Origin of the sequence: Agrobacterium vitis (assembly GCF_014926405.1) — a bacterium.
Taxonomy (GTDB): Bacteria; Pseudomonadota; Alphaproteobacteria; order Rhizobiales; family Rhizobiaceae; genus Allorhizobium; species Allorhizobium vitis_H.
Genome location: NZ_JACXXJ020000005.1, coordinates 1925148 through 1942252, shown reverse-complemented (window position 1 = coordinate 1942252; position 17105 = coordinate 1925148). Strand labels below are relative to the sequence as shown.

The following is a 17105-nucleotide window of genomic DNA, read 5'->3' as shown; positions in this document are numbered from 1 at the left end:
ACTCTAGGCCTCTTCGAGGCTTTTACTTTAAAGAGCAACTATCAAAAACCGGGGCTGAGGGGCTCCGGTTTTTTTATGTCCATCGGTCGCGGGCCGCGTCGTCGGCGTCGCGGGCGGCGACCCAGCCGCCTGACGTGCCGTCCTTACCGTGCTCCTTCTTCCAGAAGGGGGCAGCGGTTTTCAGGAAATCCATCACAAAATTGGCGCCGTCGAAGGCTGCCTGCCGGTGGCTTGAGGCGGCAATGACCAGCACGATCTGTTCGCCAGCGGCGATCTTGCCATAGCGATGCAGCACGGTCAGCGCCATCAGGTCGAACCGATCGATAGCAAGCGTGGCAATCCGGTTCATCTCGGCCTCTGCCATGCCGGGGTAATGTTCCAGCTCCAGCGCATCGAGTCTGCCCTGTTCATCACGGCAAAGCCCGACGAAGGACACCAGCGCGCCGATATCCGCGCGGCCATCCGTTATGAATGCCGTCTCTACCGCAGCATCGAAATTATCCCGCTGGACCCGGATGACAGGCGACACCATGGCCTCAACCACCGGTCATCGGCGGAAACAGGCCGATTTCGCGCGCACCGGCCAAAAGCTCGTCATGCTCGACATGTTCCTGGTTGACGGCAATACGGATGGCGTTTGGAAATTGCAGCGCCTCGGCGTAATTCTCGCCGCGTTCGGTCAGATAGGCGATCAGGTCGGTGCCGGTCTTTACCTGCTCGGGCAGCGCAAGCTCTTCCTCATCAAGGCCGATCTTTTCACGCACCCAGGCGAAATAGACGAGCTTGACGGTCATTCGTCCACCATATGTTTCACACCGGCTTTGAAATAGTCATAGCCGGTATACATGGTCAGGGCGGCGGCGATCCACAGCAGGCCGATGCCGATCTGGGTGGTGTAAGGCAGAACCTTGTCGCCCGCCGGACCGGCCAGCAGAAAGGCCAGTGCCACCATTTGCACGGTGGTTTTCCACTTGGCGATCCGCGTCACCGGCACGCTGACCTTCAGCTCGGCCAGATATTCCCGCAGGCCGGAGACCAGGATTTCACGGCACAAGATGATGATGGCGGCCCACAGCGACCAGCCGGCAATGGTTTTTTCCGTATCGGCAGCCATCAGCAATAGGCAGGTGGCGACCAGCAGCTTGTCGGCAATCGGGTCGAGCATTCGGCCGATATTGGAGGTCTGGTTCCAGATCCGGGCCAGATAGCCGTCGAAGAAATCGGTAATCGAGGCGACAACGAAAATCGCCAGGGCAGCCCAGCGGGCAAAGTCGGTGCTTTGCAGCTTGCCTTCCAGATAGAAGCACAGAACAATCAAAGGCACGGCCAGAATACGGCCATATGTCAACAGGTTGGGGATGCTGTAGGTACGCGAAGCCATGATGCCCTGTCTTTGTTGTGAAGCGCTGGAAGATGGCGCTTGGGAAGATCGATCGTCAAGCCGGTGCTAAGGTTTTTCCGGGGGCGAAACGGCCATTTTATGCCCAATGTAGCTATTCCCGGCTGTTTTCGTGAGAATGACCAGAATTTTCATGAAAATGATTGTAAATTTGTCGTGCAACGGCTTCCGAAATGCCATCCACTGCCATCAGGTCGTTCATTGCAGCCCGCGAGACCGCTTTGGCCGTACCGAAATGCTGTAACAGCGCCCGCTTGCGGGTCGGTCCGATGCCGCCGATTTCATCCAATGGGTTCTTGACCATTTCCTTCTTGCGCCGCGCCCGGTGCGAGCCGATGGCGAATCGATGTGCCTCGTCGCGCAGCCGTTGGATGAAATACAGCACCGGATCGCGGGGAGCGAGTGTGAAGTCCGGCTTGCCCTGCGCAAAGAAACGCTCGCGCCCCGCATCGCGATCCACGCCCTTGGCGACGCCGATGGCGGTGACACAATCGGTAATGTCCAGTTCCTTCAGGATTGCCCTGACGGCGGTCATCTGGCCTTGGCCGCCATCGATCAGGATCACGTCGGGCCAGGCCGGGAAAACCGCATCCGCGCCTTCCTCGGTGATAGTGTTGCGGTCCGGCTTGCCTTCTTCCTTCAGCAGACGCGAAAAGCGCCGTGTCATCACTTCGCGCATCATGCCGAAATCGTCGCCGGGGGTGATGTCGGTCGATTTGATGTTGAACTTGCGGTACTGGTTGCGCACGAAGCCTTCCGGCCCGGCCACCACCATGCCGCCCACCGCATTGGTGCCCATGATATGGGAATTGTCGTAGATCTCGATGCGGCGCGGCACGTAAGCGAGTGCGAAGGTTTCGGCGAACCCCTTCAGCAAGCGTTCCTGCGAGGCCGTCTCCGCCAGCTTGCGGCCATGGGCCTCGCGGGCATTGCCATGCACATGCTCGACCAGATCCTTCTTCTCGCCGCGCTGCGGCACCAGGATCGTCACCTTGTATCCCGCCTTTTCGGAGAGCGCCAAGCTCAACAGATCCTGTTCGTCAATCCCCTCCGATAGCAACACTTGCCGGGGGCAGGGCTTGTCGTCGTAAAACTGTGCCAGAAAGGCGCTTAACACTTCCGCGCCGGTCATCTGCGGATCGGCCTTCGGGAAATAGGCGCGGTTGCCCCAGTTCTGTCCGGTCCTGAAAAAGAACACCTGGATACAGGTCAGCCCGCCCTCGTGATGGATGGCGAAAATATCGGCTTCCTCAACGCCCGCCGGGTTGATGCCCTGGTGGCTCTGCACATGAGAGAGGCCCGCAAGCCGGTCGCGGAACACGGCGGCGCGTTCGAAATCCAGGGTTTCCGCCGCCTCGTTCATTGTCCGCGCCATGGCTTCCTTGACGTTCTGGCTCTTGCCGGACAGGAAATCCTTGGCTTCCTTCACCAGCACGCCGTAATCGGCATCGCTGATTTCATGGGTGCAGGGGCCGGAGCAGCGCTTGATCTGGTAAAGAAGACAGGGCCGCGTGCGGCTCTCGAACACGCTGTCGGTGCAGGTACGCAACAGAAAGGCCCGTTGCAGCGAATTGATGGTGCGCCCGACAGCGCCCGCCGAGGCGAAGGGGCCGAAATAATCGCCCTTGCGGGCGCGCGCACCGCGGTGCTTGTAAATGGCGGGTGCGCGGCCATCGCCGGTAATCAGGATATAGGGAAAGCTCTTGTCGTCGCGCAACAGCACGTTATAGCGCGGCCGCAAACGCTTGATCAGATTGGCTTCGAGCAAAAGCGCCTCGACCTCGGTGCGCGTCGTGACGAATTCCATATGGGCGGTTTCGCGCACCATGCGGGTCAGGCGGTTGGAATGCAGGCGGCCTTGCGCGTAATTGCTGACGCGCTTCTTCAGGCTGCGGGCCTTGCCGACATAGAGCACATCGCCGTCGCCATTCATCATCCGGTAGACGCCGGGATTGTTGGGCAGTTTCTTGACGAATTCCGCAATCAGGTCGGCACCGGTCAGGCCGCTGCCATGCAGGGCGCCCTCGTTCCAGTCGATCGGCGGCAGAACGGCAGCGACCGCGGGGTCGATTGCGCCGTCTGTCGCAACGTCATCCTCGTCGTCTTCTGTGCCATCATAGAGAATGCCGCCTTCCGGCTGCTTCCCTGGGGTCATTCCGCAATCTCCGTACCGTTTGCGCCGGGCCAAATCAAATGTTGCCCACCATCGAGGGCGAACATTTGGCCGGTGATCGATGGCGTGTCAAAAAGAAAGCGGATGGTGCAGCCGAATTCCTCAAGACCCGCGCCCTGTTTCAGCGGCAGGCTGTCGATCTGGGCCTGGAAATCCTTCTGCTCCTGCCGCTCGCTTTTCAGCGTCGGGCCGGGGCCGATGGCATTGACCCGGATCTGTGGGGCAAAGGCCTGCGCCATGGTTCTCGTCGCCGTCCACAGGGTGGATTTCGACAATGTATAGGAAAAGAACGTTGGTTTGAGGGCCAGCACCCGCTGATCGATGATGTTGACGATCAGGCCCGAGCCATTCTCTGGCACCTGCCGATGAAATTCAGCGGACAGAATGGCAGGCGCACGGACATGAATATCGAAATGGGCAGCGAAATGCTCCGCATCGAACTGGTCTGCCTTGTCGTCCAGAAACACCGAGGCATTGTTGACCAGCAGACCAAGAGGACCAAGCGCCTGCGTCGCCTTTGAAATCAGCGCTTGTGTCTCGCCAATGTCACGGAGATCCGCTTTCAAGGCCACCGCCTTGCCGCCCTTGGAACTTATCTGCTGCGCCAGAGTTTCAGCTTCGTCAAGAGACGCATGGGTATGGATGGCAACGGCAAAACCATTGTCTGCCAGATCCTGCGCGATGGCCCGGCCAATCCGTTTGGCGGAAGCGGTGACAAGTGCTGTTCTTGAGGCAGCTTTTGGACGAGGGGCGGACATGCTCTTCACCTTTTGTTATAATCGGCTTTGTATGGATAGGCCGGACGCTCAAGGCGCACCATTATTGTCGCTCCAGATATATGTCATGGCGCGACTTATTGAAGGTCAGCGATCTTCGTTTTCTTCATCTTGAATCTCTGTATCACGCTGCATTTGCGAAAGTAAAATGCCGTGAGTGCAAAGTAATATCCTGTTGACGATTTATTAGGGTTAACAAATCACCTGTTGCACGAAAGCAACGTCTAAATTTTGCCTAGTGTTTGCCTAAAATATTTCACAATTCGGCTCTTCCAATTCCGCAATTGAGGGCCATTTTCAACACTGAAGCGGGCAGGGACATCCGTGCAAGTATTCGAACCGCAAGAGACGACATGATCGCCATCGGTTCGTTTTATAAAGGAGAATTTGGTATGCGTACTCTCGTTATGATTTTGCTGGCATCGTCTGCTGGTCTTTCCCTCGTCACCGGCGCTCACGCTGCCGATGCCGTCATGTCGGTGCCGGAAGCACCCGCAGCCGTCGATATGCCGGCTCCGGTCAGCAACTGGGCCGGTGCTTATGTCGGCGGTGCAGGCACCTATACAATGGGTCGTTCGCACGGCAGCAAGTTCAGCGCCCGTGCCTTCGGCGGCCAGGTCTATGGCGGCTACAACATGCAGAACGACAAGATCGTTTACGGTGGTGAAGCTGACATCGGTTATGACGGCAATGGTAGCCGCTCCGGCGCTGGCCTGACCGGCAAGCAGGGCGTAAACGGCTCTATTCGTGGCCGCGTCGGCTACGACCTCAACCCATTCATGGTTTACGGCACAGCCGGTGTGGCTGCGGCTGACACCAAGATTTCCGGTGCTGGCGGTTCTGACAGCAAGGCAGCTCTCGGCTACACGGTCGGTGCAGGTGTCGAAGCCATGGTGACCAATAACATCACCACTCGTGTGGAATACCGCTACACCGATTACCAGAACAAGGACTACAACATCGGCGGTTCCAAGGTATCGCGCGGCTTTGACGACCAGAGCGTCAAGGTTGGTATCGGCATGAAGTTCTGATCAGCCGATTATCGTGATTTCGAAAGAAGCCCGGCCTTAGCGCCGGGCTTCTTGATTCTGGGAAGACTTTTCAAGCTTGGAAAAACTTTCAGGCCTGCGGTCGCAGCAACTGATACCCATCGAATTTCTTGGCAAACAGCACCGGCCATTCGGTCAGCGCCACATGACCATTTTCCCATTCGCCCGGAAAGCGCAGCATCAGGTAGCCGAGCAGGCCCGCCATGGAAAAATGGCCGCCGTTCAGCTTCTTGCCCATCTTCGGCATATGGGCTTCGAGATAGTCAAGGCCGCGTGTGACCTTTTCCCATTGCCGGTCGATATAGGGCTGGTGGATCTTTTCCGGCGGATGCAGGCGCTTCTCATAGACGATCGCCAGAAGGCAATCGGTGATGCCATCGCACAGCGCTTCCAGCACCTCGGCCTCGGTGCGCTTTTCGTCCTTTTTCGGATAGAGGCCACCGTCCGAAATCCGATTCAGATAGAGCATGATGGCGCGGCTGTCGTAAATCGCCTGGCCCTCGTCGGTGATCAGGGTCGGAATCTTGCCCAGCGGATTGTTGTCGATCAGTTCGGACGGATTGGCATTGGTGTCGACCTTGATTTCCTCAAGAGTGATGCCGGTGGCGCGGGCGGCCATCCTGACCTTGGAGGAATAGGGTGAGGCGGGAGCATAAAGCAGCTTCATCGGTTTGGTCCTGTTCGCGTGTCAGGTGGAGTTTACTCTTCGCCGCGCAGCCAGAAGCAGCGTTGCGAGGCATAGCGGTCCTGCGCCAGCACCCGCTTCAATTCGGGCAGCAGCGCATGCAATTCATCTTTGAGGGTGAAGGGCGGGTTGACGATGATCAGGCCGGAGCCGGACAGACCGGTCAAATCGCGGTCGCTTTTCACCGACAGTTCCGCGCAGAGCATTTTGGGGATGCCCGTTTCTTTCAAGGCCTCGTGAAACGCGGCAATCGGCGCACCCTTCTTGATGGGATACCAGAGGCAATAGACCCCGGCGGAAAACCGGCGATAGGCCCGCGCCAATCCATCGACCAGCCGCTCATATTCTCCGTCCAACTCGAAGGGCGGATCAACCAGCACGATGCCGCGTTTTTCCTTGGGTGGCAGATGAGCGCCCAGCGCTAGCCAGCCATCCAGTTCGGTGATCCGCGCCTGGTAATCGCCTTCGAACAGCCGGGAAAGTGTGCGGCAATCGTCCGGATGCAGCTCCATCGCCGACAAACGGTCCTGCGGGCGAAACAGGTCGCGCGCCAGCTTCGGCGAGCCGGGATAGCGGGTCAGGCCGCCCTGCGGGTTCAGTGCCCGCACGACATCGAGATAGGGCTTCAGCACATCGGTCGCTGTCGGTGTCAGCTCGGCCTCCAGCAATTTACCAATTCCGCCTAGCCATTCGCCGGTTTTTTGCGATTCGTCTGAGGACAGATCGTAAAGACCGATGCCCGCATGGGTATCCAGCACCCGGAATGCCTTGTCCTTCTGCTGGAGATAAATGACCAGCCGCGCCAGCACGGCATGCTTCAGCACGTCCGCGAAATTGCCTGCGTGGTAGATGTGGCGGTAATTCATGCGCTTTTCCGATGGGTCCGGTGAAATTTTGGAATGGGGCTTTTGAGCCTTGCAGGCTTGGCCTATAACTTTGCCATGAACATCATCAGCCCCGCCTTGAAAACTTCCGTTGGTCATACGGCCTGTCCGCATGACTGTCCATCCACCTGCGCGCTTGAGGTTGATCTGACCCCGGACGGCAGGATCGGACGGATGCGCGGCGCGCGCGACAATAGCTATACCGCAGGCGTGATCTGCGCCAAGGTGGCGCGCTATACAGAGCGGCTCTATCACCCCGACCGCTTGCTTGTGCCGCAGCGCCGGAAAGGCGCAAAAGGGGCGGGCAGCTGGCAGGAAATTTCCTGGGATGCGGCGCTGGATGAAATCGCCAATGCCTTCATCAAAGCCGAGCAATTGCATGGCAGCGAGGCCGTCTGGCCCTATTTCTATGCCGGGACGATGGGGCAGGTGCAGCGCGATTCGATAGAGCGGCTGCGCCATGCCAAGAAATATTCCGGCTTTTTCGGCTCGATCTGCACCAATCTCGCCTGGACCGGCTATGTGATGGGCACCGGCACGCTGCGCGGCCCGGACCCACGCGAAATGGCGGTTGCCGATTGCGTGGTGATCTGGGGCACCAATGCGGTGGCGACCCAAGTCAATGTCATGACCCATGCGGTGGCGGCGCGTAAAAATCGCGGCGCGAAAATCGTCGTCATCGATATCTACGATAATCCGACCATGAAACAGGCCGATATGGGCCTCATTCTACGCCCCGGAACCGATGCGGCGCTGGCCTGCGCCGCCATGCATATCGCCTTTCGTGACGGTTATGCCGACTGGGAGTATATGGCTGACTATGCCGATGATCCCGCCGGGCTGGAAGCGCATCTGAAGGACAAGACCCCGGAATGGGCCGCCAGCATCACCGGTCTTTCAATTGAAGAGATCGAAGGCTTCGCCAAATTGGTCGGCGAGACCAAAAAGACATTCTTCCGCCTTGGCTACGGTTTTACCCGCAGCCGCAACGGTGCGGTTTCCATGCATGCCGCCCTTTCGCTTTCGACCGTGCTGGGCAGCTGGCAATATGAAGGCGGTGGGGCTTTTCATTCCAACAGCGATATTTTCAAGCTCAACAAGGCCGAGTTGATGGGGACGGCGTTTGTCGATCCTGACATTCGCATGCTGGACCAGTCGCAGGTTGGCCGGGTGCTGACCGGCGACGCCGAGGCGCTGCGCCATCGTGGTCCGGTGACGGCGATGCTGATCCAGAACACCAACCCGGTCAATGTTGCGCCGGAACAGCGGTTGGTAAAACAGGGCTTTCTGCGGGATGATCTGTTTGTGGCCGTGCATGAGCATTTCATGACGGAAACAGCAGAGCTTGCCGATCTGGTCCTTCCGGCAACGATGTTCGTTGAGCATGACGATCTCTATCGTGGTGGTGGCCAGAGCCATATGCTGATTGGCCCTAAACTGGTCGAGCCGCCGGAAACGGTGCGCACCAATCTCTTTGTTATTGAGGAACTGGCCAAACGGCTCGGCGTGTCGGATCTTCCGGGGTTCGGCCTTAGCGAGCGCGAGCATATCGACCATATCCTGTCGGCCAGCGGCAAACCGGATTTTGCCAGTTTCGAGCAGGACAAATGGCTGGATTGCCAGCCGCCGTTCGAAGAGGCGCATTATCTCAAAGGCTTTGCCCATCCCGATGGGAAATTCCGCTTCAGGCCCGATTGGGAAGGAACGCCCACGCCCAACAAACCGCCGCGAGCGCTGGGGTCTCTGGGGCCGGTGGCCGCGCTTCCGGTTTTCCCCGATCAGATGGATGTGATCGAGACAGCGGATAGTGAGCATCCGTTCCGGCTTGCCACGTCACCCGCCCGCAATTTTCTCAACTCGACCTTTGCCGAGACCAAGACCTCGCGCGACAAGGAGGGCAGGCCGGAGGTGATGGTCAATCCGGCTGATGCAGTGGTATTGGGCATCGGCCATGGCGATGTGGTGCGGATCGGCAACCGGCGCGGCGCCTTGCGTATCCACGTCAACATTACCGATGCGGTCAAGCCCGGCGTGCTGGTGGCGGAAGGTCTTTGGCCCAACAAGGCACATCTGGACGGCGAGGGCATCAATGTGTTGACCGGTGCCGACGCTCCGGCCCCGCATGGCGGTGCTGCATTTCACGATAACAAGGTTTGGGTGCGGGTATCATGAGCAAGTTTGACGCGACCAGCATTACCATTGTCGAGGACAAGACCCTGTGGAAGGGCTGGAGCCATCTGCGCAAGATGGTGTTCGATTATGCAAAACCGGATGGCACCACCCAGCGCCTCAGCTGGGAAGTTTTCGATCGCGGCCATGCCGTGGCTATCCTGCTGCATGACCCGTCGAAGAAGACTTTGCTGCTGGTGCGGCAGTTTCGCATTCCCGCCTATATGATGGGCGACAAGCCCTTTCTGCTGGAAGTTCCGGCTGGCATGACCGATGGCGAGGACGCCGAAAAGGCCGTGACCCGCGAGGTCGAGGAGGAGACGGGCTATCACATTGCCGCGCCACGTTTCCTGTTCACCGCCTATATGTCGCCGGGAGCGGTGACGGAAAAGATCCACTTCTTCTATTCACAAGTCGATGAGGCGCAAAAACTGTCGCTCGGCGGCGGGCTGGAAGCCGAACACGAAGATCTGGAACTGGTGGAAGTGCCGCTTGCTGATGCGATTTCGATGATCGAGCGGGGCGACATCGTTGATGGCAAGACCATCATGCTGCTGCAATGGGCGGCGCTCAATCTGGCCTGAGGGGCGCGGTCGGGAAAGCTGTTCCGACCAAGGCAAACAAGCAATGGTTTTTAGAAGCTGAGGACGCTATGCCTGCGTCATACTGGCTCTTGCGCCTTTTATCAATATACATTATATGATATTGTATATTGATAGAAGGCGAGCCACCATGCCGAACCACATCTCCGATACGTTTACCATTTCCAGCCAGCCTTCCATGGACGAGATTGCCGCACTCGCGGCCGACGGGTTTACCACGCTCATCAATTTACGCCCTGATGCCGAAGAAGGAGCGCCCGGCACGAAAGCCGAGGGCGAGGCAGCGGAAAAGGCAGGTTTGAACTATCATTTCATCCCGGTCACCATGGCCGATATTACTGAGGCTGACGTGTTGGCTTTCCGGGCAGTCACCCAAGGTGACACGAAGGTCTTTGCCCATTGCCGCAGCGGCTTGCGGGCACTGACCCTGCATGTGCTGGGCGCGGTGTTGAATGGTGAGATGAGCGTGGACGAGGTCTCATCTTTCGGTTCTGCTCATGGCATGGATCTGAGCGCTGCCGTCGCCTGGCTCCACCGCCGGGCCGCGCGCCGTCCGCAGGTCAAGGGCTTCTTTGATCCGCGCACCTGGAGTGTGCAATATGTGGTCTCAGACCCCGCAACGAAAGTCTGCGCCATCATCGATCCGGTGCTGGATTATGATGAGAAATCCGGCCAGACCTCGACCGTGAATGCTGATCGCATCCTTCGCCATATCGAGGAGGAGGGGCTGACGGTCGCCTGGATTCTCGACACCCATCCCCATGCTGATCATTTTTCTGCTGCCGACTATCTGAAGGGCAAGACCGGCGCGCCGACGGCAATCGGCGCGCATGTCACCGATGTACAGAGGCTTTGGAAGGGCATCTACAATTGGCCGGAACTGAAAACCGATGGGTCGCAGTGGGACCGGCTATTCAGCCATGGTGAGACCTTCAAGCTCGGCTCCATTGATGCGAAGGTGATGTTTTCGCCGGGGCATACGCTGGCCTCCGTCACCTATGTCATTGGCGATGCGGCCTTCGTGCATGACACGATGTTCATGCCTGATAGCGGTACGGCGAGGGCTGATTTTCCCGGCGGCGATGCGCATATGCTGTGGAAGTCCATGCAGGATATTCTGGCCCTGCCTAATGACACCAGGATTTTCACTGGCCATGACTATCAGCCGGGCGGGCGCAATCCGCGTTGGGAAAGCACCGTCGCAGCGCAGAAGGCCGCCAATCCGCATCTGGCCAATACGGATGAGGCCGGGTTCGTCGCCCTGCGTCAGGCTCGCGACCGCACACTGCCGATGCCGAAGCTGATTCTGCATGCCTTGCAGGTTAATGTGCTTGGCGGACGCTTGCCGGAACCGGAAGAAAATGGCCACCGCTACCTGAAAATTCCGCTTGATGTTCTGGAGGGGGCCGCATGGTAGATCCGTTTGCTGAGATCAAGCGCCGCGTTGGCATGACGCCGAAGGCGATGGAAGAACGCGCCGATGAAGTGGCCGGGCATTTGAAAACGCTAGCCCACCCGGTACGCCTCATGCTGGTCTGCACGCTGGTCGAGGGCGAATGGTCGGTGGGTGAACTGGAGGAAAAGCTGGATATTCACCAGCCGACCCTGTCGCAGCAACTCACCGTGCTCCGCGAGGCCGGGATCGTTGAGACCCGGCGTGAGGGCAAGCAAATCTTCTACCGGCTGACGGAGGCGAAGACCCAGCGGCTGATTGCCGCCCTGTTCACGATTTTCTGCGCGGAGGATGAGACATGATTCAGACCTATCTTCCCTCGCTCGTCGGCGGCGTGATGATCGGTGCCTCGGCCATCCTGTTTCTGGTGATGACAGGCCGCATCGCCGGTATCAGCGGCATTGTCGGCCGTTTGGCCCAGGGGGCCAGCACCGCTATCAATGGCGCATTTGTCGTTGGGTTGATGCTTGGTCCTATCCTGTTCCTTGCCCTGTTTGGGGCCTGGCCGCAGGTGACGATGACGGCCAGCCTGCCGCTGGCGGTTGTTGCTGGCCTGCTGGTCGGTTTCGGTTCGCGCATGGGCTCGGGCTGCACCAGCGGCCATGGCGTTCTGGGCCTGGCGAGACTGTCGCCGCGCTCCTTCGTTGCGGTCGTCACCTTTCTCTTCACCGGCATTGTCACCGTGACAATCATGAGGGGCAGCCTATGAAAACCGTCCCCTTACAGGCTGCTGCCGCGCTCCTATCCGGTCTTCTCTTCGGTTTCGGCCTGTCTATGTCCGGCATGCTGGACCCTGCCCGTGTCCAGGGCTTTCTTGATATTTTCGGCGCCTGGGACCCGAGCCTGATCTTCGTGCTGGGCGGTGCGGTTGTCACGGCTTTCGCCGGTATGGTGCTGGTGCGCTGTATGGCCCGTCCCGTGCTGGCGGATCGTTTCGCCATGCCGACCGCGACCCGCATCGATTTGCGGCTGGTGGCAGGCTCGGCCTTATTCGGGATCGGTTGGGGGCTGGGCGGTTTTTGCCCCGGTCCGGCGCTGGCGGCTTTGCCGCTCGGCTATGGTGAAAGCCTGATCTTCGTCGCGGCCATGGTGATCGGTATGGTCGTGCATGATCGCTTCCTGGCGGGACGCAGCCGATGAACACGCTTTTCGCAGCTATCGGTTCCGGTGGTCTGGTGGGTTTTACCCTCGGATTACTGGGGGGAGGCGGATCTATCCTGGCGACCCCGCTGCTGCTTTACGTGGTGGGCGTCTCGCAACCGCATGTGGCGATCGGCACCGGCGCCCTGGCGGTATCGGCCAATGCCCTTATCAATTTTGCCAGTCACGCCCTGAAAGGCAATGTCCGCTGGCGCTGCGGCGCGGTGTTTGCAGCGCTGGGTGTGCTTGGCGCGTTGGCAGGGTCCTCGCTTGGCAAGGCGATGGATGGCACGAGGCTTCTGCTGTTGTTCGGTATTGTCATGGTGGCCGTCGGCCTGTTGATGCTGCGACCCAGAAAAGCCATGGCCGTCGTGCCGAAACCGGTGGATCTCAGCATGTGCCTGATGACAGCATTTGTCGCGCTGGTAACAGGGGCGGCTTCCGGCTTTTTCGGCATCGGCGGTGGCTTCCTGATTGTGCCAGGCCTGATGCTTGCCACGGGCATGCCGATGATCAATGCGGTCGGCACGTCGCTGCTGGCGGTGGCGGCCTTCGGGCTGGCAACAGCAGTGAATTACGCGCTATCCGGGCTGGTGGATTGGGCTTTGGCGGCGGAGTTCATTCTGGGTGGGCTGCTGGGCGGTATCGTCGGCACCCTCTCGGCAACCCGGCTCGGCGCGCATAAAAACACCCTCAACCGGATGTTTGCGGCGATGATTTTTCTGGTCGCCTTCTATGTAATCTACAAAAGCTCCAGCGCGATCATTACGCGCTGAGCAGCCGCGCCTCAGCATCCGCGACAAAGCCGGAGCGCTCAATGCGACCGTCTTCCAGCATGGTGACGGTGCCGCCTGCCACCAGCTGCAAGGCGACCGGATAGATGCGATGCTCCACCGTCAGGGTGCGGGCGGCCAGCGCATCAGCGGTATCGGTTGGCAACACGGGTACAGCGGCCTGCGCGACAATTGGACCTTCATCCATACCTTCTGTGACGAAATGTACGGTGCATCCGGCAATCTTCATGCCAGCATCCAGCGCCCGCTGGTGGGTGTGCAGGCCCGGAAACAGCGGCAGAAGCGAAGGATGGATGTTGAGAATACGGCCCTGATAGCGACGGATGAAATCGCCCGACAGCAACCGCATATAACCGGCAAGACAGATCAGATCGGGCTGTACCTGATCCAGTGCGGCCAGAATGGCTGCTTCGTGGTCCGCCTTGCTGGCATAGTCCTTACGGGGAAAAGCGGCAGCGAAAATGCCGAGATCGCGGGCCTTGACCAGACCGCCAGCCTCCGGCTTGTCGGAGAATACCGCAACGATTTCCGCCGGGTAATCCGCCTCTTCGCAGGCCTTGGCCAGCGCCACCATATTGGAGCCGCTGCCGGAAACCAGCACGGCGACACGCTTTTTGAGGTGAGATGGCCTTTCGACCTCAGATGAGGGTGCCGAACTCATAGGCCGAGCGTTCCCTTATACACAGTACCGGGCGCGCCTTCCTCACGGGAAATCATCCGGCCAAGACGGGCGACGGTTTCGCCTTCGGCTTCCAGAGCAGCAGCAACCGCGTCGGCGTTTTCAGCGGAGACCACGACAATCATGCCGACGCCGCAGTTGAAGGTGCGCAGCATTTCATTCTGCGCCACGCCACCGGTTTTCGACAGCCAGGAAAACACCGCGGGAACCGTGATCGACGCGAGGTCGATTTCGGCGGCCAGATGTTTTGGCAGGACACGCGGAATATTCTCGGGAAAACCACCGCCGGTAATATGGGCCAGTGCCTTCAGGGCCTTGGTCTCGCGGATCGCCTTCAACAGCGGCTTCACATAGATCCGGGTCGGGGTCAGCAGGGCCGCGCCAAGCGTAGCACCTTCTGCAAACGGTGCCGGTGCGTCCCAGCCAAGGCCGGACAGCTCGACGATCTTGCGCACCAGCGAAAAGCCGTTGGAATGGACGCCGGATGAGGCAAGACCCAGAATGACATCGCCTTCGGCAATATCGCCCGCAGGCAGAAGCTCACCGCGCTCGGCGGCACCGACCGCAAAACCGGCCAGATCGTAATCGCCGCCGGAATACATGCCGGGCATTTCAGCGGTCTCGCCGCCGATCAGCGCGCAGCCTGCCTCGCGGCAGCCCGCCGCAATGCCGCCAACAATGGCCGCACCCTGATCGGGATCGAGCTTGCCGGTGGCGTAATAATCAAGAAACAGCAGGGGTTCGGCACCCTGCACCACCAGATCGTTGACGCACATGGCAACGAGGTCGATGCCGACAGTGTCATGCAGGCCCGCGTCGATAGCGATCTTCAGCTTGGTGCCGACGCCGTCATTGGCCGCCACCAAAATCGGATCGGTAAAGCCTGCCGCTTTCAGGTCGAACAATCCGCCGAAGCCGCCAATCTCGCCATCGGCACCCGGGCGGCGGGTGGAGCGAACCGCAGGCTTGATCTTTTCGACCAGAAGATTGCCCGCATCGATATCGACGCCTGCATCGCTATAGGTCAGACCGTTTTTCCCCGACTGGCTCATCCGTTCGTCTCCGCTGGTTGGCAGGGTTGGCACGTTTCGCCCGCCATGGCATGGGTGGGGCCGCGATGCAAGCGCAAGGGCCGGAAACTCCCGCTTTTTCGTCGTTTTCCAAGGTCTGTGGTGGCTGCATATGCGAATTGCGGTCGCGCCACCTTGACCCTTGACGAAACACCATCCTATCTCATGTTCATCGGCACGATGCTAGGATGGCCTGTTGTGGCCCGCCCTATCCAGTTTGCAAAAGGCAATCCGCCGGGAAGGACATAAATCATGATCAAGCGCGTCAGCGGCCCCGTTTTCTGGCGGCAGGTTCTTTTCGGCATCGGCACGCTGGCGGTGGTCATCGCCTTTTTGCTGACCTTCAGCTCCATCCTGCTGCCGTTTGTGGCTGGCATGGCGCTTGCCTATTTTCTCGATCCGGTCGCCGACCGGCTGGAGCGGCTGGGCCTGTCACGGATGATGGCCACGGTGCTAATCCTGGTGTCCTTTGTGGTGATTTTCGTCTTGTCGCTGGTGATCATCATTCCGGTCCTCGTCACTCAGCTCAATGACTTCATCACCAATATCCCCGATTATGTCAGCCAGTTGCAGGCGCTGATTGCCAAATCCAACGCCTCCTGGGTACCGAAATGGCTGAATGGCCAGGTGAGCACCCAGATGGCGGCGATCAAGGGCAATTTCTCTCGCTATCTGGCGGAAGGGGCAGGCTTTATCGGCACGCTTCTGTCGCAATTGTGGAATTCCGGCAAGGCGTTGCTCGACATCATCTCCCTGCTGGTGGTGACCCCTGTTGTCGCCTTCTATCTTCTGCTCGACTGGGACCGGATGATGGCCAAGCTGGACAGCCTCATTCCGCGCAACCAGGTCGGCGCCGTGCGGGAAATCGCCCGCGAAATGAACCGGACCATTGCCGGTTTCGTGCGGGGCCAGGGCTCGCTCTGCCTCATCCTCGGCATTTACTATGCGGTCGGCCTGTCGCTGATCGGTTTGAATTTTGGCCTGCTGATCGGATTTTTCACCGGCATGATCAGCTTCATTCCCTATGTCGGCTCTTCCGTTGGTCTTATTCTGGCGCTCGGCATGGCGGCGGTGCAGTTCTGGCCGGACTATCTCTGGGTGGTCATCACAGGCGTATTCTTCTTCACCGGCCAGTTTCTGGAAGGCAATGTCCTTCAGCCCAAGCTGGTCGGCTCCAGCGTCGGCCTGCATCCGGTCTGGCTGATGTTTGCGATGTTCGCCTTCGGCTCGCTCTTCGGTTTTCTGGGGGTTCTGGTCGCGGTTCCCTGCGCGGCGGCAGTTGGCGTGCTTGTTCGCTTTGCCGTGCGGCGGTATCTTGACAGCGATCTATACTATGGTGAGGAGGCGACCGTGATCAAGGAAGTCCGCCCTCCCGTCATTTCAGAGACGTAAATGCGTGACATCGACAAGACAGCGGCCCGACGCCAAGCATATGACGGCAAAACGGGCGAACAATTGCCGCTCGCCTTGGGCCACAGGCCGGCATCGGGCCGTGACGACCTGCTTGTCTCTGGTCGGCTGGCGGCTGCCGTGTCTGTTGTCGATGCCTGGCCCAACTGGCCGTCACCGGTGGTGATCTTGTCGGGGCCGCAAGGCTCCGGTAAATCGCATCTGGCGGAAATCTGGCGGACGCAAAGTGGGGCTGTTGATATTCTGCCTGTGTCGGGAGCGGATGCCTCCATGACCGCATCCAAGGGGGCGGTGCTGTTCGAGGACGCTGACCGGGCGGATTTCGACGAGGTCGAGTTGTTTCATGTGATCAATAGCGTCAAGCAGCATGGGACGACCCTGCTGATCACCTCGCGCACCTGGCCTTTGTCCTGGCCGGTTAAGCTTGCGGACCTGCGTTCCCGGCTGAAGGCCGCGACACTGGTTGAAATTGGCGAGCCGGACGAGGCCTTGCTGTCGCAGGTGATCGTCAAGCTGTTTGCCGACCGCCAATTGGCGATTGACGAGCGAGTCGTTGATTATATTGTTCAGCGTATGGAACGGTCGCTGGCTGCCGCCCAGGCCGTGGTTGAGCAGTTGGACCGGCTGGCACTGGCACGGCGGGCAAAAATTTCGCGCGCGCTGGCGGCAGAGGTTCTGGACGCGGTCGTGGCGCACGATCGCTAAAGCCTGTCACAGGAACGTCGTGTTGCTGGTATAGTTGGGCAAGTCTCTGACTCGGAAACCGTTTCAGGGTGGAGTGTAGTTTATCGGGTGGAAGGGGCTGGTGCATCATGGATGATG

General features: G+C 59.4%; 19 protein-coding genes. 10 read left to right on the top strand and 9 right to left on the bottom strand.

The genetic code is table 11. The features are described from left to right. Positions 1-73 precede the first annotated feature (73 nt). The 5 genes from IEI95_RS20345 to IEI95_RS20325 all read right to left on the bottom strand — a co-directional run bounded on the left by IEI95_RS20345 (position 74) and on the right by IEI95_RS20325 (position 4330). The gene (locus IEI95_RS20345) at positions 74-532 is read right to left on the bottom strand and encodes a molybdenum cofactor biosynthesis protein MoaE (RefSeq protein ID WP_156534236.1); all 459 of its coding nucleotides are present in this window, start codon (positions 530-532) and stop codon (positions 74-76) included. Positions 533-536: 4 nt separating this feature from the next. Next, the gene (moaD, locus tag IEI95_RS20340; protein ID WP_156534235.1) at positions 537-794 is read right to left on the bottom strand and encodes a molybdopterin converting factor subunit 1; all 258 of its coding nucleotides are present in this window, start codon (positions 792-794) and stop codon (positions 537-539) included. Continuing rightward, positions 791-1381, bottom strand: coding sequence for a CDP-diacylglycerol--glycerol-3-phosphate 3-phosphatidyltransferase (gene pgsA / locus IEI95_RS20335; protein ID WP_015915538.1), 591 nt, complete (start codon positions 1379-1381; stop codon positions 791-793). Before pgsA ends, moaD begins: the two co-directional genes overlap by 4 nt. A gap of 112 nt (positions 1382-1493) precedes the next feature. Next, a complete protein-coding gene (gene uvrC, locus IEI95_RS20330; RefSeq protein ID WP_156534233.1) occupies positions 1494-3554 on the bottom strand; it encodes an excinuclease ABC subunit UvrC in 2061 nt (686 codons plus the stop codon). Then, positions 3551-4330: an SDR family oxidoreductase gene (locus tag IEI95_RS20325; protein WP_156534231.1), complete on the bottom strand. Its 780-nt coding sequence runs from the start codon at positions 4328-4330 to the stop codon at positions 3551-3553. The genes uvrC and IEI95_RS20325 overlap by 4 nt, the downstream gene beginning before the upstream one ends. Positions 4331-4740: 410 nt before the next feature. Here IEI95_RS20325 and IEI95_RS20320 point away from each other — a divergent pair, with 410 nt between their 5' ends. Then, entirely contained in the window at positions 4741-5379 is a 639-nt protein-coding gene (locus IEI95_RS20320; protein ID WP_071204672.1) for an outer membrane protein, read from the top strand. Between the two features lie 88 nt (positions 5380-5467). On the opposite strand, the gene IEI95_RS20315 is transcribed toward IEI95_RS20320, so the two are convergent. Both IEI95_RS20315 and IEI95_RS20310 read right to left on the bottom strand, forming a co-directional pair. Beyond that, positions 5468-6064 carry a glutathione S-transferase family protein gene (locus IEI95_RS20315; protein WP_156534229.1) on the bottom strand — a complete coding sequence of 199 codons (597 nt, stop codon included), beginning with the start codon at positions 6062-6064 and terminating at the stop codon, positions 5468-5470. Positions 6065-6096: 32 nt separating this feature from the next. Then, a complete protein-coding gene (locus IEI95_RS20310) occupies positions 6097-6948 on the bottom strand; it encodes a 23S rRNA (adenine(2030)-N(6))-methyltransferase RlmJ (protein WP_156538199.1) in 852 nt (283 codons plus the stop codon). A 75-nt stretch (positions 6949-7023) separates the two neighbouring features. Between IEI95_RS20310 and IEI95_RS20305 the strand changes: the two genes are divergently transcribed. The 7 genes from IEI95_RS20305 (at position 7024) to IEI95_RS20275 (ending at position 13106) form a co-directional block, all read left to right on the top strand. Beyond that, complete coding sequence (locus IEI95_RS20305; RefSeq protein WP_156538212.1) at positions 7024-9138, top strand: molybdopterin oxidoreductase family protein; 2115 nt, start codon at positions 7024-7026, stop codon at positions 9136-9138. Beyond that, positions 9135-9719, top strand: coding sequence for an NUDIX domain-containing protein (locus IEI95_RS20300; protein ID WP_156538198.1), 585 nt, complete (start codon positions 9135-9137; stop codon positions 9717-9719). The genes IEI95_RS20305 and IEI95_RS20300 overlap by 4 nt, the downstream gene beginning before the upstream one ends. A 148-nt stretch (positions 9720-9867) precedes the next feature. Further along, the gene (blh, locus tag IEI95_RS20295; protein ID WP_194416936.1) at positions 9868-11154 is read left to right on the top strand and encodes a bifunctional sulfur transferase/dioxygenase Blh; all 1287 of its coding nucleotides are present in this window, start codon (positions 9868-9870) and stop codon (positions 11152-11154) included. Continuing rightward, complete coding sequence (gene bigR, locus IEI95_RS20290) at positions 11148-11492, top strand: sulfite-sensing transcriptional repressor BigR (protein ID WP_194416935.1); 345 nt, start codon at positions 11148-11150, stop codon at positions 11490-11492. Before blh ends, bigR begins: the two co-directional genes overlap by 7 nt. Then, a complete protein-coding gene (locus IEI95_RS20285; RefSeq protein ID WP_194417330.1) occupies positions 11492-11899 on the top strand; it encodes a YeeE/YedE family protein in 408 nt (135 codons plus the stop codon). The genes bigR and IEI95_RS20285 overlap by 1 nt, the downstream gene beginning before the upstream one ends. Then, positions 11896-12330 carry a YeeE/YedE family protein gene (locus IEI95_RS20280; RefSeq protein WP_156538194.1) on the top strand — a complete coding sequence of 145 codons (435 nt, stop codon included), beginning with the start codon at positions 11896-11898 and terminating at the stop codon, positions 12328-12330. The genes IEI95_RS20285 and IEI95_RS20280 overlap by 4 nt, the downstream gene beginning before the upstream one ends. Then, positions 12327-13106: a sulfite exporter TauE/SafE family protein gene (locus tag IEI95_RS20275; protein WP_156538193.1), complete on the top strand. Its 780-nt coding sequence runs from the start codon at positions 12327-12329 to the stop codon at positions 13104-13106. Before IEI95_RS20280 ends, IEI95_RS20275 begins: the two co-directional genes overlap by 4 nt. Here IEI95_RS20275 and purN read toward each other — a convergent pair. Together purN and purM are read right to left on the bottom strand one after the other, a co-directional pair. Beyond that, on the bottom strand, positions 13096-13785 hold the full coding sequence (gene purN, locus IEI95_RS20270) for a phosphoribosylglycinamide formyltransferase (RefSeq protein WP_156538192.1): 690 nt from the start codon (positions 13783-13785) through the stop codon (positions 13096-13098). The genes IEI95_RS20275 and purN overlap by 11 nt on opposite strands. Beyond that, the gene (gene purM, locus IEI95_RS20265; protein ID WP_156538191.1) at positions 13782-14855 is read right to left on the bottom strand and encodes a phosphoribosylformylglycinamidine cyclo-ligase; all 1074 of its coding nucleotides are present in this window, start codon (positions 14853-14855) and stop codon (positions 13782-13784) included. The genes purN and purM overlap by 4 nt, the downstream gene beginning before the upstream one ends. A 270-nt stretch (positions 14856-15125) precedes the next feature. Between purM and IEI95_RS20260 the strand changes: the two genes are divergently transcribed. Together IEI95_RS20260 and hdaA are read left to right on the top strand one after the other, a co-directional pair. Beyond that, positions 15126-16265: an AI-2E family transporter gene (locus tag IEI95_RS20260; protein ID WP_087727706.1), complete on the top strand. Its 1140-nt coding sequence runs from the start codon at positions 15126-15128 to the stop codon at positions 16263-16265. Further along, on the top strand, positions 16266-16988 hold the full coding sequence (hdaA, locus tag IEI95_RS20255; RefSeq protein ID WP_156534210.1) for a DnaA regulatory inactivator HdaA: 723 nt from the start codon (positions 16266-16268) through the stop codon (positions 16986-16988). Positions 16989-17105 lie beyond the last annotated feature (117 nt).

Bases quoted from the DNA above. Each gene is read 5' to 3' on its own strand.
- pgsA (WP_015915538.1), bottom strand. From the start codon at position 1,381: ATGGCTTCGCGTACCTACAGCATCCCCAACCTGTTGACATATGGCCGT.
- IEI95_RS20260 (WP_087727706.1), top strand. From the start codon at position 15,126: ATGATCAAGCGCGTCAGCGGCCCCGTTTTCTGGCGGCAGGTTCTTTTC.
- blh (WP_194416936.1), top strand. From the start codon at position 9,868: ATGCCGAACCACATCTCCGATACGTTTACCATTTCCAGCCAGCCTTCC.
- IEI95_RS20310 (WP_156538199.1), bottom strand. From the start codon at position 6,948: ATGAATTACCGCCACATCTACCACGCAGGCAATTTCGCGGACGTGCTG.
- bigR (WP_194416935.1), top strand. From the start codon at position 11,148: ATGGTAGATCCGTTTGCTGAGATCAAGCGCCGCGTTGGCATGACGCCG.
- IEI95_RS20325 (WP_156534231.1), bottom strand. From the start codon at position 4,330: ATGTCCGCCCCTCGTCCAAAAGCTGCCTCAAGAACAGCACTTGTCACC.
- IEI95_RS20300 (WP_156538198.1), top strand. From the start codon at position 9,135: ATGAGCAAGTTTGACGCGACCAGCATTACCATTGTCGAGGACAAGACC.
- moaD (WP_156534235.1), bottom strand. From the start codon at position 794: ATGACCGTCAAGCTCGTCTATTTCGCCTGGGTGCGTGAAAAGATCGGC.
- uvrC (WP_156534233.1), bottom strand. From the start codon at position 3,554: ATGACCCCAGGGAAGCAGCCGGAAGGCGGCATTCTCTATGATGGCACA.
- IEI95_RS20280 (WP_156538194.1), top strand. From the start codon at position 11,896: ATGAAAACCGTCCCCTTACAGGCTGCTGCCGCGCTCCTATCCGGTCTT.
- IEI95_RS20320 (WP_071204672.1), top strand. From the start codon at position 4,741: ATGCGTACTCTCGTTATGATTTTGCTGGCATCGTCTGCTGGTCTTTCC.
- IEI95_RS20345 (WP_156534236.1), bottom strand. From the start codon at position 532: ATGGTGTCGCCTGTCATCCGGGTCCAGCGGGATAATTTCGATGCTGCG.
- purM (WP_156538191.1), bottom strand. From the start codon at position 14,855: ATGAGCCAGTCGGGGAAAAACGGTCTGACCTATAGCGATGCAGGCGTC.
- IEI95_RS20305 (WP_156538212.1), top strand. From the start codon at position 7,024: ATGAACATCATCAGCCCCGCCTTGAAAACTTCCGTTGGTCATACGGCC.
- IEI95_RS20315 (WP_156534229.1), bottom strand. From the start codon at position 6,064: ATGAAGCTGCTTTATGCTCCCGCCTCACCCTATTCCTCCAAGGTCAGG.
- purN (WP_156538192.1), bottom strand. From the start codon at position 13,785: ATGAGTTCGGCACCCTCATCTGAGGTCGAAAGGCCATCTCACCTCAAA.
- hdaA (WP_156534210.1), top strand. From the start codon at position 16,266: ATGCGTGACATCGACAAGACAGCGGCCCGACGCCAAGCATATGACGGC.
- IEI95_RS20275 (WP_156538193.1), top strand. From the start codon at position 12,327: ATGAACACGCTTTTCGCAGCTATCGGTTCCGGTGGTCTGGTGGGTTTT.